Below are 11,995 nucleotides of genomic sequence, written 5' to 3' on the forward strand. Positions count from 1 at the left end.
AGAAATTCTCCGCCGCTGATGTGATGCCTTTGCGGGCGGCTTCACCCAGGTCGGGAAGGCCGCCCTTCGGGAGATCGATGGTAAAGGCGCGATTGCGCGAACTCATCGGGCCCCGGGCGTTCCGCGCGGTCGCCAGGGATTCGCCGGATGCCCATTGCAGACCGAGCGGCTGCGTCTCGACCAAGGCGAAACGGTCGTCCTCGTAGCCGACGCAGGCTACATAGTGGGCCGCGAACCGGAAGTCGTCGGTGGAGTAGTCGAGGAAGTAGCGGTCGAGCTTGAGACCGACGACGGTTCCGGAGTCAAGCTCGGCCAGCAAGTGTTCCCTTGCCCGGTTCACCGATGACGTCTCGTGAACGGACAGTCGCAGGTTCAGCGTATGCGCGAGATTCTCGGACAGCGTGTCGGGCTTGATGCGGCCACCGACGAACGGTGTCGGCATCTGCTTCGTCCGCCAGTAGATGAATGACAAACCACCGGCGAGCCCGAAGATGAGCGTCTCCGACAAGTCGATCTCTCGCTGCCGCAACAAGTTCACGAGGGTGGTCGACTCGCAGTGGTTACCGACGTACGGATCTGCGTCTAAAAGCGACACTTTCCCTGTCTCCCTTCCTTCGCGTAGAGCGTAGCGCAATCAACTCGACGTACGATTGCGGCCGCCCAAACCAGGGAGGGTGTCCACTCGTTCAGATTCGCGAAACCAGGAAGTTGCCGAGGAACAGATGATCCATCTCCGTCTTGAGGAAGCAGGACAGGGCATCCGCGGGCGAGCAGACGATGGGTTCGCCGGCGACGTTGAACGAGGTGTTGATCAGACAGGGAATGCCGGTCAGCTCCGTGAACTCACGCAGCAGTTCGGCGAGCAGCGGATTGCTCTGCTCGGTGACCGTCTGGATCCGCGAGGTGGCGTCGACGTGGCAGGCGCCCTGGATCTTCTCCTGGTACTCGGGCCGCACCGGAACCACGAACGTCATGTACGGCGAGGACGTCTTCTTGCCCAGCTCGAAGACCTCGGGCGCGAGGTGCTCCAGGACGACGGGGGCGAAGGGCCGGAACTGCTCGCGGTGCTTGATGCGTTCGTTGATGATGTCCTTGATGTCGGGGAACTTCGGGTTGGCCAGGATGCTGCGGTTGCCCACGGCGCGCGGTCCGTACTCCATACGCCCCTGGAACCACCCGATGACGCAGCGCTCCTGCATCAGAGTGGCGGCCTCCCGCGGCACCTCCGCGGGGTCCAGCTCTCGCCAGGCGACCTGGTCGGCGTAACTCTGGAGGGCCACCAGGATGTCCTGGCCGTCGTAGCTCGGGCCCAGGTAGGTGCGACGTGCCGATCCGGGGCGGTGTACCGGCCTGACCGCTCGCGAACAGCGCCGCCCCGATGGCCACGCCGACATCGCTGGCGCCGAAGCTGACGTCCATCCCGGTGAAGCGTGAACGCTCCAGCAGTTTGCTGTTGTTGACGCAGTTGAGTGCCTGTCCGCCCTCGAAGATCACGCGCGGGAGGTGGCTGCGGGCAGGCCGACTCGCAGTGGAGCCCCAGCCGGTGGACGTAGCGGCCGGTCGCGCTCATCGCGTCACCCCTGTCCCCGTTCCATCAAGGACCGCCGCAGCCGCGGGTCCATTTTCTCCACCGCGTACCGGAACGTGTCGCGGGGCATCTCGGTGTGCCAGGTGCGCAGGAAGTCGGCCACCTCGTCGGGGTGGGCCTCGGCGGTGACCTTGAGCAGCCAGCCCGAGCCCTTCTGCACGTACACGTCGCCGTCGTGCATCAGCCGGACGCAGTTGTCGAAGACGTGGGACGTGGGCAGTTCGAAGACCGTGTGGCCCACCTTGCGCCGCACGAACTTCACGACGGCCACGTTCGCCGCGCGCCTGGCCCACGGGGAGGCCGAGCCGACCCAGTGACGGGTACGCGGGATCAGGTCGAGGTGTCCGAGGAAGAACGGGTACAGCAGCTTCAGGCACATGTCGTCGCACTGCGCCCAGTTGGACACGTACGTCGTGAGCCAGTGTTCGCAGCGGTCCAGCAACTCCTCACCGAGTCCGGTCCTGGCGACCTTGTGCAGGACTGCGAAGCCCAGGAGCACCTCCTCGTGGTACTCGGCGCGCGCCAGCACCTCTTCCGCCAGAAGCAGCCGCGTCGCGGCAGGAGTGTCCCGCCGCTCGCGGAAGTAGTCGGTGGCGATCTCGACGACCGCCGCGTTGCCGACCCCGAGAGCCTTGATCTCGTGCGGGAAGTACCGCTGCATGCGCACGGCGAAATCCGGGTCGGCCCGGGCCGCGAGTGTCTTCGCCAGCTCCTCGGCGGCGGCTGGAACATTGGTCACGGAGTGCCGATCGTGAGTTTGAGCGGCTGGGCCGTCACGGGCTTGGGTGCGCGTTCCAGCCGGGGTTTGCCTTGCATGACGTACTCGTACTCCTGTTGCATGTCGGCGACCGCCTGGATGGTGTCCTTCGAACGCTCCGTCAGGTTCTGTCCGCCCAGGCCCCACCACAGGTACCAGTTCCTGTGGCTCAGGTAGGCGTTGCGGACGAAGTCGAGCGTGTCCCGGTCGGCGAGGATCGCCGGCTCCACGTAGAAGGCGGGGACGAACGTGCCCTGGCCCTCGCGCAGGATCCCGGCCTTGACGGCCTGGCGCTGGAGTTTGGTGCCGCTGAGGATCCGGATGCCGAGGTCGGCGTAGATCTGGGCCGGGTTGAGGTAGCGCTCGGTGAAGCGGATCGACTCCCTGAGGGCTTCCGGGGTCTCCCCCGGCCCGCCGAGGAAGATGCAGTGGGTGTACTCGATGGGGCTGGCGGTGAAGAGACGGTCGATCTCCAGGACCCGGGCCATGTCGAAGCCCTTCATCAGGTCCGCCAGGGCCTCGTCGGTGAGCGCGTCGGTGCCGAGGTCGACCCGGATGCAGCCAGCCGCGTGCAGCAGCTTCACGAACTCCGGCGTGACGGCGTTCGGTGTCAACTGGCAGTACCAGGGCACATCGAGCTTGGCGCGGATCATCTCCTCGCAGCGCACGGCACGCGTGAGCGCGGAGCACGCCTTCTGGAAGGCCGTTGCGGACTGGTCCTCGTGCATGCGCGGCAGGGGTCATGCCTACGACGATCCCGTCCAGGCCGGACGTGCCTTCACCGCTCCTGCGGCAGGCAAGACGGCCGCAGCGGAGGGCAGGGCCCGGTCGGCGGAGGTGAGCACGGCCGTGGCGGAGGCGAAGTGCGACAGCGGCAGCGGCAGCGGCAGCGGCCTGTCAGCTTCTATGATGCGTCGGCGTAGGCGAGATGGGTGCCGCAGACGGTGCAGCTGAAGAGCATGGCGGTCGCTCCGCCGCCCAGGCGGGTCAGGAAGTGCTCCAGCTGATTCTCGTCGTGCCAGCCGTCGAGGCGCATGTCGGTCCGCAGCTGGTCGAGGGCTTCGGGATGCGCCGCCAGCTCGGTGTATCCGACTTCGCCCACGAAGGCGGCCGCGTCCTTGCAGTGGACGAGCCAGCGCGGGTCCTGCCAGGCATGGAAGCCAGGGGTGCGGCGGGTGACCTCGTGCAAGACGTCCTCGCTGACACCGTCGAGCCCGTAGGAGTCGGTGAACTCACCCGCGAAGCGTTCAGCCGCGCTCCCGTCCGCAATGCACCACGGGCAGAAGCGTCCGTTGACCTCATGTGCGGTGTAGAAGGTGGCCGTGTAGATCCACCCCATGTCGTGTTTGCAGCAGGCGCACGTCTCAGCGGCCGCGCGGATGGACCCGCTGGCGAGGGGATCGGGGTGATATCGGAAGAAGGGCAGGCTGGCACTCATCGCCGGTTCCGGATCTGTTCCCTGGTGGCCTTGCCTACTGATCCCATGGAGAGCAGTCTGTCCGCGAGCGGGTCCCTGATCAAGCGCGGCGTCGGACTCCTAGTGGCCAGCCGATTGAGACAGCTTGTGAGAGGGCTCGCATGTTCACGGAGTCGGTCGCGCACCGCGACCAGTCCAGATCTCCCCGGCGCCGAGTTCGTCCAGCACCAGGCGGTGGAGACCGGCGGCAACTGCCGCCAGGCGCATCCCGAAGTGGCGACAAAGATGATTGCGGCAAGCACCAGCGCGATCATCAACCCGCCGACGGCTGCCGTCCTGCGGCTTGTGGGGAATCGGCGGTCTCACCGCCCGCAACACCCCCCACAGCCCCTCCGGTACGGCCCCTCAACGAAGGCCATCGAGTACGGCCCCCTCCGTCGGTACCGGACTCACCGAATCGTCGGCAACTCTCCCAGGCGCCCCGAAACGCGCGAGGTAGTGCCACACTTTCTTGATCGCCTGGGGGTCATGGTGGCCGGCACGCGCTGCATCCCCGAGGATGCGCGGATTGAGTACGCCGTCGACGGCGATCCGTGCGCCCAAGTCGAGGTACTCCTGACCGCGGTAGTCGGGATGACGGAGAAGTTCCTCGACCTTGAGTCGGAACCCGGGGTGCCACTCCACGGAGCAGCCCAGGCGCAGGGCCGCAATCTCGACAGCCGTAGCTCGATAGCACGGATCCAGGACCAGCGCCTCCACGTGACGATTCGGTCGCACAGGCCCATGGACTTGCGCCTCGATGTAGTCGTCAAGGTCGTCCTGACGGTCGGCGAGAGCGAGCTCGATGAGCCCCATGCGGGCCGTGACACCGAAATCCGAGGGTTCAAGGAAACTGTCCGGATAGCAAAACGTGGTGCGTGCCAGTGTCGCGGCTGTCAGCCGGAAGTGGGCAGAGCCGAACCGCGGCGCCCCGCCGACGGGCTTGCGACGGAAGTTCAACGCCCCGTAGACGGGCCGCTCATGAGCCGGCGCTTCGTCGTACGCTCCGTCGAAGATCCGGCTCTCCCAGCGCCACCGGTCGCCGCCGGGATATGCGGTCAGTCCGCCGTTGCTGGTCCCCGTGACGAACTGCGAGCGGTAGACACCGTCCTCGGCCATGGCATCCAGGATCGGCTTGCCGCGCAGCAGCCGGTCTGGGTGGAAGTTGAGGGTCACCCGCAGCGTCGGGTCCATCGGAGGGCCCGACGCCAGTTCCGCGACATGACCAAGGGCTCGTTCCTGTGATGTCTGAGAGGCTGCGAAGCTCATCCGCACAGTGTTCCTCAAGGTGATCAACTGCTGCACGGGGATTGTTTGCTGACAGTACCACCGCGCGGGGGACGCAGCATTGACCACCGCTCGAACATCAACTCACGTGAATCAGCCTTCTATGCCCTGACTGATGCGGCCGATCTGGCGGCCTGCTCGATCTTCGCGCAGTAGGCGGCCCGGGCTTCCTGATCGATCTGCATCTCGTGTTCGGGCCGCATCCCGGTTCGGCCGTCGACGCCTTCGCGCAGGATGTCGGCGTGCCCGGCATGCCGGTTGGTCTCACTCCCCGCCGGTGGGAGCCGGCTCCGTCCTGGACCCGGTCGGGTTCGTGCGCAGCCGTCTCAGAAGATCCTCCGCGTCGTCAGGAGCACCGTTCGCCACGGTAACCTTCAGCTGCACGGTTCGCTCCCCCCGCTATTCTGTCGCGCACGGGGAGATGTGGGACTTCCACACCCGATCGAACCCGTGGAGATGTTCAGGCCCGACCGGGCAGGTTCGTCTCCGGGCGGGGCGCCGCCTGGTGTCGGTCAGAACATGGTGTTGGCGTTCTCGGACGTGGGCGGGACGACCTGGAGGACGTCCCAGTGCTCGACGATCTTGCCGTCCGCATCGAAACGGAAGATGTCGATGCCGGCGTACTCCTCGGCGGGCCAGGTCTGGTGGCAGTGCAGGATCACGTGGTCGCCTTCGGCGAAGGCGCGCTCGACCTCCACCCGCTTGCCCGGGTATTCGGCGGCCATCCGCTCGAAGTAGTCGATGAACGCCTGCTTGCCGTCGCCGACATGGGGATTGTGCTGGATGTAGGTGTCACCGACGTATCTGTCGATGGCCTCCGCGGGACGGCACCGGTTGAACATCAAGTCGTAGAACGCCTTGGCGGTGGCCTTGTTCTTCTCCGGGTCGCTCATGATGCCTCCATGGGCTCGGTGGGCTCGGTTGCGCGGCTCACTGAGCGCGTTCAGAACAATCCGTTGTCGTGGGGCAGTTCCGCCGGGATCGGGGCGACGACGTCCCAGTGCTCGACGATCTTGCCACCGCGGACGCGGAAGAGGTCGTAGTACGCCACGGGTACTCCGAACTCGCCCTCGGACTGGAGCAGTACGAACTCGCCCTCGGCGATGACCCTGTGGACGGTCTTGTAGACGAGGTTCTTCCCCTGCTCGGCCCACTTCGCGGCGGCGGCGCCGAACCCGTCGAGGCCGTCGGCCGCTTCCGGATTGTGCTGGTGGTAGGCCTCGGTGGAGATGTAGTCGGTGAGCACCGAGTAGTCGGCGCCGACGAGGACTTCCTGCGCGAACCGGGTGACCAGGGCCCGGTTGGCCTCGGTCTCCTCGGGCGCGGTGACCTGGGTGGGGCCGTCGGTCTGCGAGCGGCCCGATGCCGTCTGCCGGACGAGGGGCGTCAGTGCGTCCCAGTGCTCGGCGAGCTTGCCGTCGGCGTCGACGCGGAAGACGTCGAAGGCGACCAGCGGGTCCGGACCGAAGCCGTGGTAGGTGCCGTGCAGGGCGACCAGGTCGCCGTCGGCGATCGCCCGGGCGCCCTCGTACCGGAAGTCGTCCGGGAGGCCGGCGACGAGCCGGCGCAGGGCCTCGGGGCCGTCGGCGGCCAGGGCACTGTGCTGGGTGTAGTCGGCGGCGGCCCAGCGGTCCACCGCGCTGGGATCCTTCTGGCCGAACAGTTCAGCGGCGGCGGTCAGGACGGCGTTCTTGGTGTTGCTCATGACGGTCTTCCTCGCGATGACAGGGAACGGGCAGAGGGCCGGGGGGAGCGCAGTCGGCGCGGGTCCTGAGGGGTGGTCCGAGGAACGCCTGTTCCTCCTCCCTTGCTGCTTTCCGACATCCCGTGGATGTCGGTCGGCCGGCACTTCCAAGCTAAGCTTTCTGGCCACCCTGAATCGGATACGCTCGCGACTGGTGATGGTCAAAAACCGACACGATGATGATCACGGGATCCCGGAGATCTCGTTCGCAGCGCCCGTCGGCACCCCCGCCGGCGTCGAGGTGCTGTCCCTCGCCGACCTGCGCCGCCGCGTGCCCCACGAGCGGCTCACGGTCCCCCAGCGCCCGGACTTCCATCACTTGGTCACTCTCGGCGACGGAATTCTGCGGAACGCCGTCGACTTCACCGCCTACGCCCTCGAACCCGGCTCGTGGCTCTGGATCCGTCCCGGCCAGGTGCACCAGTGGGACGACCTCACCCGCGCCGAGGGCACGCTGATCCTGTTCCGCCAGGACTTCCTCGACCCGGCCACCGCTGCCGGGGCCCGCCTGGAAGACCCGCACGCGCCGGTCCTGCGCCGGCCGCTGCCCGACGAGGCCGAGGCCCTGCGACTGGCCGCCGACCACCTCGCCTCCGAGTTCCACGCGCTCGGAGATCTGCCCCTGGAGGTCCACACCGCGGCCCTGCGCCATCTGCTCGCCGTCCTCGTCCTGCGGCTGGCGCACCTCACGTCGTCCGCGGCGAGCCCCGGCCCCGAGCCCGACGCCACCTACCTGCGCTTCCGTGACGCGGTGGAGAAGAACTTCGCACGCACCCGCCGGGTCGAGGACTACGCCGAAGCGCTGGGCTATTCGTCACGCACCCTCTCCCGCGCCGCTCTCGCCTCCGTCGGCCTCGGCGCCAAGGAAGTCATCGACCGCCGCGTCGTCCTCGAAGCCAAGCGCCTCCTGGCCCACAGCGAATGGACGGCAGCCCGCATCGCCGACCGCCTCGGGTTCTCCAGCGCCACCCACTTCAGCAAGTACTTCCACCAGCGCACGGGACAGAGCCCGATCGCCTTCCGCGGCGCGGTACGTGGGCACGACCCCCAGTAGGGCGGCTGCGTCCTCAGCGCCATCACAGGAACGAAGGAGTCGGGGTGCCACCGGGGGCGTGCTGTCCCGGGGCAGCCGCACCCCTCACCGGCCCGACCACGCCGGAAAGCGCACGCGTCCATGTGCACGACGCCCCGGGCGCCGAGGTCGGGCCGGGGCAGGTCGCCGCCTGGGGGCGGGCCACCGCCGACCGGGCCGAAGCGTTCGGCTGCTGCCCCTGGGAACGCTCGGGAATGTCGAGCGAGCACTTCCCCTTCGACTGGACGGGCCCCGACTGGGCGTGGAGGCCGGCCGGCACCGGACGGTGGCGTGTCCCGGTCCCTCAGAGACGCGTGGGGCCGCCCGTTCGAGCACCGTGACCGGCCCCCACGCCGTCCCCTGTTACGCCGACTCGGGGCCGCCGGCCGCCAGGCCGCCGAAGAAGCCGTTCATGAGCTCGTTCAGGTCGAGCTTCGTGGCCCCGGCCGGCACGGTGGGCTCGGCACCCTCACGCATGCGCAGTGTCAGGCCCAGCTTCTTGACGTCGGCGGTCCCGGCCAGCTTGGCGAGGTCCACGTCCACCTGGGACAGCTCGCCGTTCTTGAGCGTGAAGTCCGCCGTCACCTTGGCGTCGGGAGCCTCCTTCAAGTCCTTGTCCGTCGGCAGCTCCATGCCCGGCGGCAGGTCCTTCACCAGCGGGCGGATCTCGCCGAACAGCTCGGTGACGAGCGTGCGGAAGGGGGCCGTCGCCTTGACGTGCTCGGTGCCGTTCCCGCTGTCCGCCGTCTTGAACGTCACCTCACGGGCGATGACCTCCCGGAGGGCCTTCATGAGCTTCTTCTGCGTCTTGGCGTCGAGGGACGGCGCGGGCGCGGGACCGCCCTCGGCCTTCCGGCTCTCGCCGGTGGCCTTCTCCATCTCCTTCGCGTTGATCTTGACCCACTTGCCTTCGATGACGTCCTTGATCGCCCCGGCCTCCGGGGGCAGATCGTCGGCGTCCGGGACGGGGCTGCCCGCCATCTCGCCCATCGCGGCCATGTCGGCACGGACGTAGATGAAGTCGCCGATCACCCGGTACTCGACGAGGTCGCCGTCCGGGGTGCTGACCTTCAGGGCCGTGCCGACGAGGTCCTTCTCACCGGACTCCTCGAGCGGCCGCTTCGACTGCACGGTCACCCGGATCTTGGCACCGCTGAGCAACTCGGCGGCCTGTTCCGGGATCTCCTCACCGGGCGCGGGGTCGGACTTGGCGTCCAGCGCCTCCAACGACGCGACGTCCGTGTCCAGATCGAGCTCGAAGGAGAGCGTCTTCTTCTTGCCCAGCTCCTCGAAGGCCCGGTCGAGCTTCTGGCCTGCGGAGAGCTGTTCCACCGTTCCGCAGGCGGCCGCGCCCGCGAGGACGGCACCGACGACGGCGGTGGCGGTCAGGGTCTTGCGTATGGGGTTGATGATGGTCTCCTCATGGCTCCGATCACAACGTGATCGATCAGGAGACTCGCAACTCGCCTACAGGGTTGTGCCGTACATCCGACGAGTCTGCGGCTCGATTCCCGGGTACCGCACATGAAAATCGTTGTCGTATGCTGAGGTGCATCCGCGCCGTACCACCCTCCTGACCGAGAGGACTCCCCGTGGCCGAGCCGAAGCCGCTGACGCCCATGCCTTCGCAACGTCTCCCCGTCACCGTGCTGTCGGGGTTTCTCGGCGCAGGAAAGACGACCCTCCTCAACCACGTCCTCACCAACCGCGAGGGCCTGCGGGTGGCGGTGATCGTCAACGACATGAGCGAGATCAACATCGACGCCGCCCTCGTGCGCGGCGGCGAAGCGGCCCTCTCCCGAACCGAGGAGCGGCTGGTGGAGATGACCAACGGCTGCATCTGCTGCACCCTGCGCGACGACCTGCTGGAGGAGGTCGAACGGCTCGCCGGGGACGGCCGCTTCGACTACCTCCTCATCGAGTCCAGCGGCATCTCCGAGCCGATGCCGGTCGCCGCCACCTTCGCCTTCGCCCGCGACGACGGCGCCACCCTGGAGGACGTCGCCCGGCTGGACACCATGGTCACCGTCGTCGACGCCGCCAACTTCCTCGCCGAACTGGGCACCGGCGACGACTTGGCCGAACGCGGCCTGGCTCCCTACGAGGACGACGAGCGCACCGTGAGCGACCTGCTGATCGACCAGGTCGAGTTCGCCGACGTGCTCGTCCTCAACAAGCTGGACCTGGTCGGCGAAGCCGACGCGGACCGGGTGCGCGGGGTGCTCGCACGGCTGAATCCGACGGCCCGTCTGATCCCCGCCGTGCACGGCCGGATCGGCGTGCGCGACGTCCTGGAGACCGGGCGGTTCGACCTGGAGCGCGCGCAGCAGGCGCCGGGCTGGGTGCGGGAACTCAACGGCGACCACGTTCCCGAGACCGAGGAGTACGGCATCTCCTCCCTGGTCTTCCGGTCCCCCGTGCCGTTCCACCCAGGGCGGCTGTGGGACTTCGTCACCGGTGACCTGGACGGCGGAGCCCACGGACAAGTGCTGCGCTCCAAAGGCTTCTTCGCCCTGGCCGGGCGTGAGGGCGTGACGGGTCTGTGGTCACAGGCCGGTTCCGTGGCCCGCTTCGAACCGTCCGGGGTCCGGGACACCGACGCGCCCCACACCCAGGAGCTGGTGTTCATCGGCGTCGGCCTGCGGGAGCCGGGTCTTCGCGCCGCCCTGGCCGGATGCCTGATGGCCGAAGGCGAGCAGCTCCCCGCCGACGACCCCTTTCCTCGGTGGGACACCGGGGACGTCTGCGAGCACGAGCCCGCGAGTCCGGCGTCGGCGGTCTAGCCGGAGGACGGGGGCGTCCGGGCACCGTGTCGACGCCCGGACGGCCTTCCTGACGCGATGGGAGGCACACGCATGCACGAAACGACCCACGGCCCATGGCGTACCACCCCGCAACGCACCGCGGTCCTCACGGCGCTTCGGGCCTGCGACGGTTTCATCTCGGCGCAGACCCTGCACGCCGCTCTGGTCGCGGACGGCGCGGCGGTGGGGCTGACCACCGTCTACCGCACCCTGCGGTTACTGGAGACGGCCGGGCACGTCGACGTGGTGCGCGACCGCGACGGTGAGCGGCTCTACCGGCCGAGACCCGACGAGGGCCACCGCCACTACCTGGTCTGCCGGGAGTGCGGTCTCAGCCTCGCCGTCGACGCCGAGGAGGTCGAGCGGTGGGTGACCAGGACCGCGCGTGACATCGGCTTCCACGCGGTGACCCACACGGTCGAACTCACGGGCGTGTGCGACGGCTGCCTGTCCGGACGGGACCGCCGACCGGCACCTGGCTCATAGCAGGCGCCGGGATCACGGCCGCGCCCGGTGGCTCACGACGTGGTGGTCAGAACGCGGTTGAGCGCGCTGTCCGGGCGGCCGGTGAGTTCCTCCCAGGTGCCCTCCTCGACGATGCGGCCCTCCTCCAGGACGGCGACGCGGCCGGCACGGCGGATGGTGGCCGGACGGTGGGCGATGACGATCGTCGTGCGGCTCTCCTCCTCCAGAGCGCCGGCGAGCTGGGCGTCGCCCGCGTTGTCCAGGTGTGCGGTGGACTCGTCGAGTACGAGGACGCGCGGCCGGACCAGCAGCGCGCGGGCGAGAGCGATACGGGCCCGCTGGCCGCCGGAGAGCGTGGCGCCGCGCTCGCCGACGAGGGTGTCCATGGGCGCGATCCGGTCGACGCCGCACCGCCCTGCCGCATCGGCCAGCGCCCTGTCGTCCGCCTCGGGAGCGGCGAGCCGCAGGTTCTCGGCGAGCGTGCCGTGGAAGAGGGGCGTGTCCTGTCCCACCAGCGTCACCGCACGCCGTAGTTCGGAATCGCTCACCCCGCGTATGTCCACGGGATCGCCGTCGGCGGGCAGCAGCTCGACCGCGCCGGCTGCCGGGTCCCAGAAGCGGGCCAGGAGGTGGGCGCAGGTGGACTTGCCGGCACCCGAGGCGCCGACCAGGGCGAGGGTGTGCCCGGGCGGGACGGTCAGTTCGACGCCTTCCAGCACGGGTGTGCCGCCGTAGTCGAAGCTCACCCCGCGCAGTCGGACGCCCAGCGGCCCGGGCGGCAGGGGGCGCGGTGCGGTGGGCGGTGGGGCCAGTGCGGGCGCC

General features: G+C 68.7%; 13 protein-coding genes and 4 pseudogenes. 4 read left to right on the forward strand and 13 right to left on the reverse strand.

What is annotated here, in order from left to right; translation table 11 throughout:
* From AB0E85_RS38620 to AB0E85_RS38670, 11 genes and pseudogenes are all read right to left on the reverse strand, one after another.
* Nucleotides 1–532, reverse strand: a 532-nt coding sequence (locus AB0E85_RS38620; RefSeq protein ID WP_361937448.1) for a BtrH N-terminal domain-containing protein, incomplete at its 3' end; no start/stop codon positions are given.
* A gap of 154 nt (nucleotides 533–686) precedes the next feature.
* Nucleotides 687–1,280 carry a carbamoyltransferase C-terminal domain-containing protein gene (locus AB0E85_RS38625; protein ID WP_361937449.1) on the reverse strand — a complete coding sequence of 198 codons (594 nt, stop codon included), beginning with the start codon at nucleotides 1,278–1,280 and terminating at the stop codon, nucleotides 687–689.
* 145 nt (nucleotides 1,281–1,425) lie between these two features.
* Nucleotides 1,426–1,494: pseudogene (locus tag AB0E85_RS38630) on the reverse strand (hypothetical protein); the annotation flags it as partial.
* An 80-nt stretch (nucleotides 1,495–1,574) separates the two neighbouring features.
* Nucleotides 1,575–2,327, reverse strand: a complete 753-nt coding sequence (locus tag AB0E85_RS38635; protein WP_361937450.1) for a DNA alkylation repair protein — start codon at nucleotides 2,325–2,327, stop codon at nucleotides 1,575–1,577.
* On the reverse strand, nucleotides 2,324–3,073 hold the full coding sequence (locus tag AB0E85_RS38640; RefSeq protein WP_361937451.1) for a hypothetical protein: 750 nt from the start codon (nucleotides 3,071–3,073) through the stop codon (nucleotides 2,324–2,326). Before AB0E85_RS38640 ends, AB0E85_RS38635 begins: the two co-directional genes overlap by 4 nt.
* A 176-nt stretch (nucleotides 3,074–3,249) precedes the next feature.
* On the reverse strand, nucleotides 3,250–3,783 hold the full coding sequence (locus AB0E85_RS38645; RefSeq protein ID WP_361937452.1) for a CbrC family protein: 534 nt from the start codon (nucleotides 3,781–3,783) through the stop codon (nucleotides 3,250–3,252).
* A gap of 130 nt (nucleotides 3,784–3,913) precedes the next feature.
* Nucleotides 3,914–4,149 (reverse strand): annotated as a pseudogene (locus tag AB0E85_RS38650) (transposase); the annotation flags it as partial.
* 18 nt (nucleotides 4,150–4,167) lie between these two features.
* Complete coding sequence (locus AB0E85_RS38655) at nucleotides 4,168–5,070, reverse strand: DUF3626 domain-containing protein (protein WP_361937460.1); 903 nt, start codon at nucleotides 5,068–5,070, stop codon at nucleotides 4,168–4,170.
* Between the two features lie 119 nt (nucleotides 5,071–5,189).
* Nucleotides 5,190–5,354 (reverse strand): annotated as a pseudogene (locus AB0E85_RS38660) (type I restriction endonuclease subunit M); the annotation flags it as partial.
* Between the two features lie 246 nt (nucleotides 5,355–5,600).
* A complete protein-coding gene (locus AB0E85_RS38665; protein WP_361937453.1) occupies nucleotides 5,601–5,981 on the reverse strand; it encodes a nuclear transport factor 2 family protein in 381 nt (126 codons plus the stop codon).
* A 50-nt stretch (nucleotides 5,982–6,031) separates the two neighbouring features.
* On the reverse strand, nucleotides 6,032–6,793 hold the full coding sequence (locus AB0E85_RS38670; RefSeq protein ID WP_361937454.1) for a nuclear transport factor 2 family protein: 762 nt from the start codon (nucleotides 6,791–6,793) through the stop codon (nucleotides 6,032–6,034).
* Between the two features lie 196 nt (nucleotides 6,794–6,989).
* Here AB0E85_RS38670 and AB0E85_RS38675 point away from each other — a divergent pair, with 196 nt between their 5' ends.
* Nucleotides 6,990–7,886: a helix-turn-helix transcriptional regulator gene (locus AB0E85_RS38675; RefSeq protein WP_361937455.1), complete on the forward strand. Its 897-nt coding sequence runs from the start codon at nucleotides 6,990–6,992 to the stop codon at nucleotides 7,884–7,886.
* Nucleotides 7,887–7,957: 71 nt separating this feature from the next.
* Nucleotides 7,958–8,161, forward strand: a pseudogene (locus tag AB0E85_RS38680) (hypothetical protein); the annotation flags it as partial.
* Between the two features lie 106 nt (nucleotides 8,162–8,267).
* Here AB0E85_RS38680 and AB0E85_RS38685 read toward each other — a convergent pair.
* On the reverse strand, nucleotides 8,268–9,236 hold the full coding sequence (locus AB0E85_RS38685) for a hypothetical protein (RefSeq protein WP_361937456.1): 969 nt from the start codon (nucleotides 9,234–9,236) through the stop codon (nucleotides 8,268–8,270).
* A gap of 287 nt (nucleotides 9,237–9,523) precedes the next feature.
* On the opposite strand from AB0E85_RS38685, the gene AB0E85_RS38690 reads away from it, so the two are divergent.
* Together AB0E85_RS38690 and AB0E85_RS38695 are read left to right on the forward strand one after the other, a co-directional pair.
* Entirely contained in the window at nucleotides 9,524–10,687 is a 1,164-nt protein-coding gene (locus tag AB0E85_RS38690) for a GTP-binding protein (protein ID WP_361937457.1), read from the forward strand.
* Between the two features lie 72 nt (nucleotides 10,688–10,759).
* Nucleotides 10,760–11,194, forward strand: coding sequence for a transcriptional repressor (locus AB0E85_RS38695; RefSeq protein ID WP_361937458.1), 435 nt, complete (start codon nucleotides 10,760–10,762; stop codon nucleotides 11,192–11,194).
* Nucleotides 11,195–11,226: 32 nt separating this feature from the next.
* On the opposite strand, the gene AB0E85_RS38700 is transcribed toward AB0E85_RS38695, so the two are convergent.
* A partial coding sequence (locus AB0E85_RS38700; protein ID WP_361937459.1) for an ATP-binding cassette domain-containing protein occupies nucleotides 11,227–11,995 on the reverse strand: 769 nt, incomplete at its 5' end.

Origin of the sequence: Streptomyces sp. NPDC029044 (assembly GCF_040637495.1) — a bacterium.
In the GTDB taxonomy this organism is placed as follows: Bacteria; Actinomycetota; Actinomycetes; order Streptomycetales; family Streptomycetaceae; genus Streptomyces.

Excerpts from the sequence above, each read along its gene's own strand:
- AB0E85_RS38640 (WP_361937451.1), bottom strand. The coding sequence starts at position 3,073 with ATGCACGAGGACCAGTCCGCAACGGCCTTCCAGAAGGCGTGCTCCGCG.
- AB0E85_RS38645 (WP_361937452.1), bottom strand. The coding sequence starts at position 3,783 with ATGAGTGCCAGCCTGCCCTTCTTCCGATATCACCCCGATCCCCTCGCC.
- AB0E85_RS38655 (WP_361937460.1), bottom strand. The coding sequence starts at position 5,070 with ATGAGCTTCGCAGCCTCTCAGACATCACAGGAACGAGCCCTTGGTCAT.
- AB0E85_RS38665 (WP_361937453.1), bottom strand. The coding sequence starts at position 5,981 with ATGAGCGACCCGGAGAAGAACAAGGCCACCGCCAAGGCGTTCTACGAC.
- AB0E85_RS38670 (WP_361937454.1), bottom strand. The coding sequence starts at position 6,793 with ATGAGCAACACCAAGAACGCCGTCCTGACCGCCGCCGCTGAACTGTTC.
- AB0E85_RS38675 (WP_361937455.1), top strand. The coding sequence starts at position 6,990 with ATGGTCAAAAACCGACACGATGATGATCACGGGATCCCGGAGATCTCG.
- AB0E85_RS38690 (WP_361937457.1), top strand. The coding sequence starts at position 9,524 with ATGCCTTCGCAACGTCTCCCCGTCACCGTGCTGTCGGGGTTTCTCGGC.
- AB0E85_RS38695 (WP_361937458.1), top strand. The coding sequence starts at position 10,760 with ATGCACGAAACGACCCACGGCCCATGGCGTACCACCCCGCAACGCACC.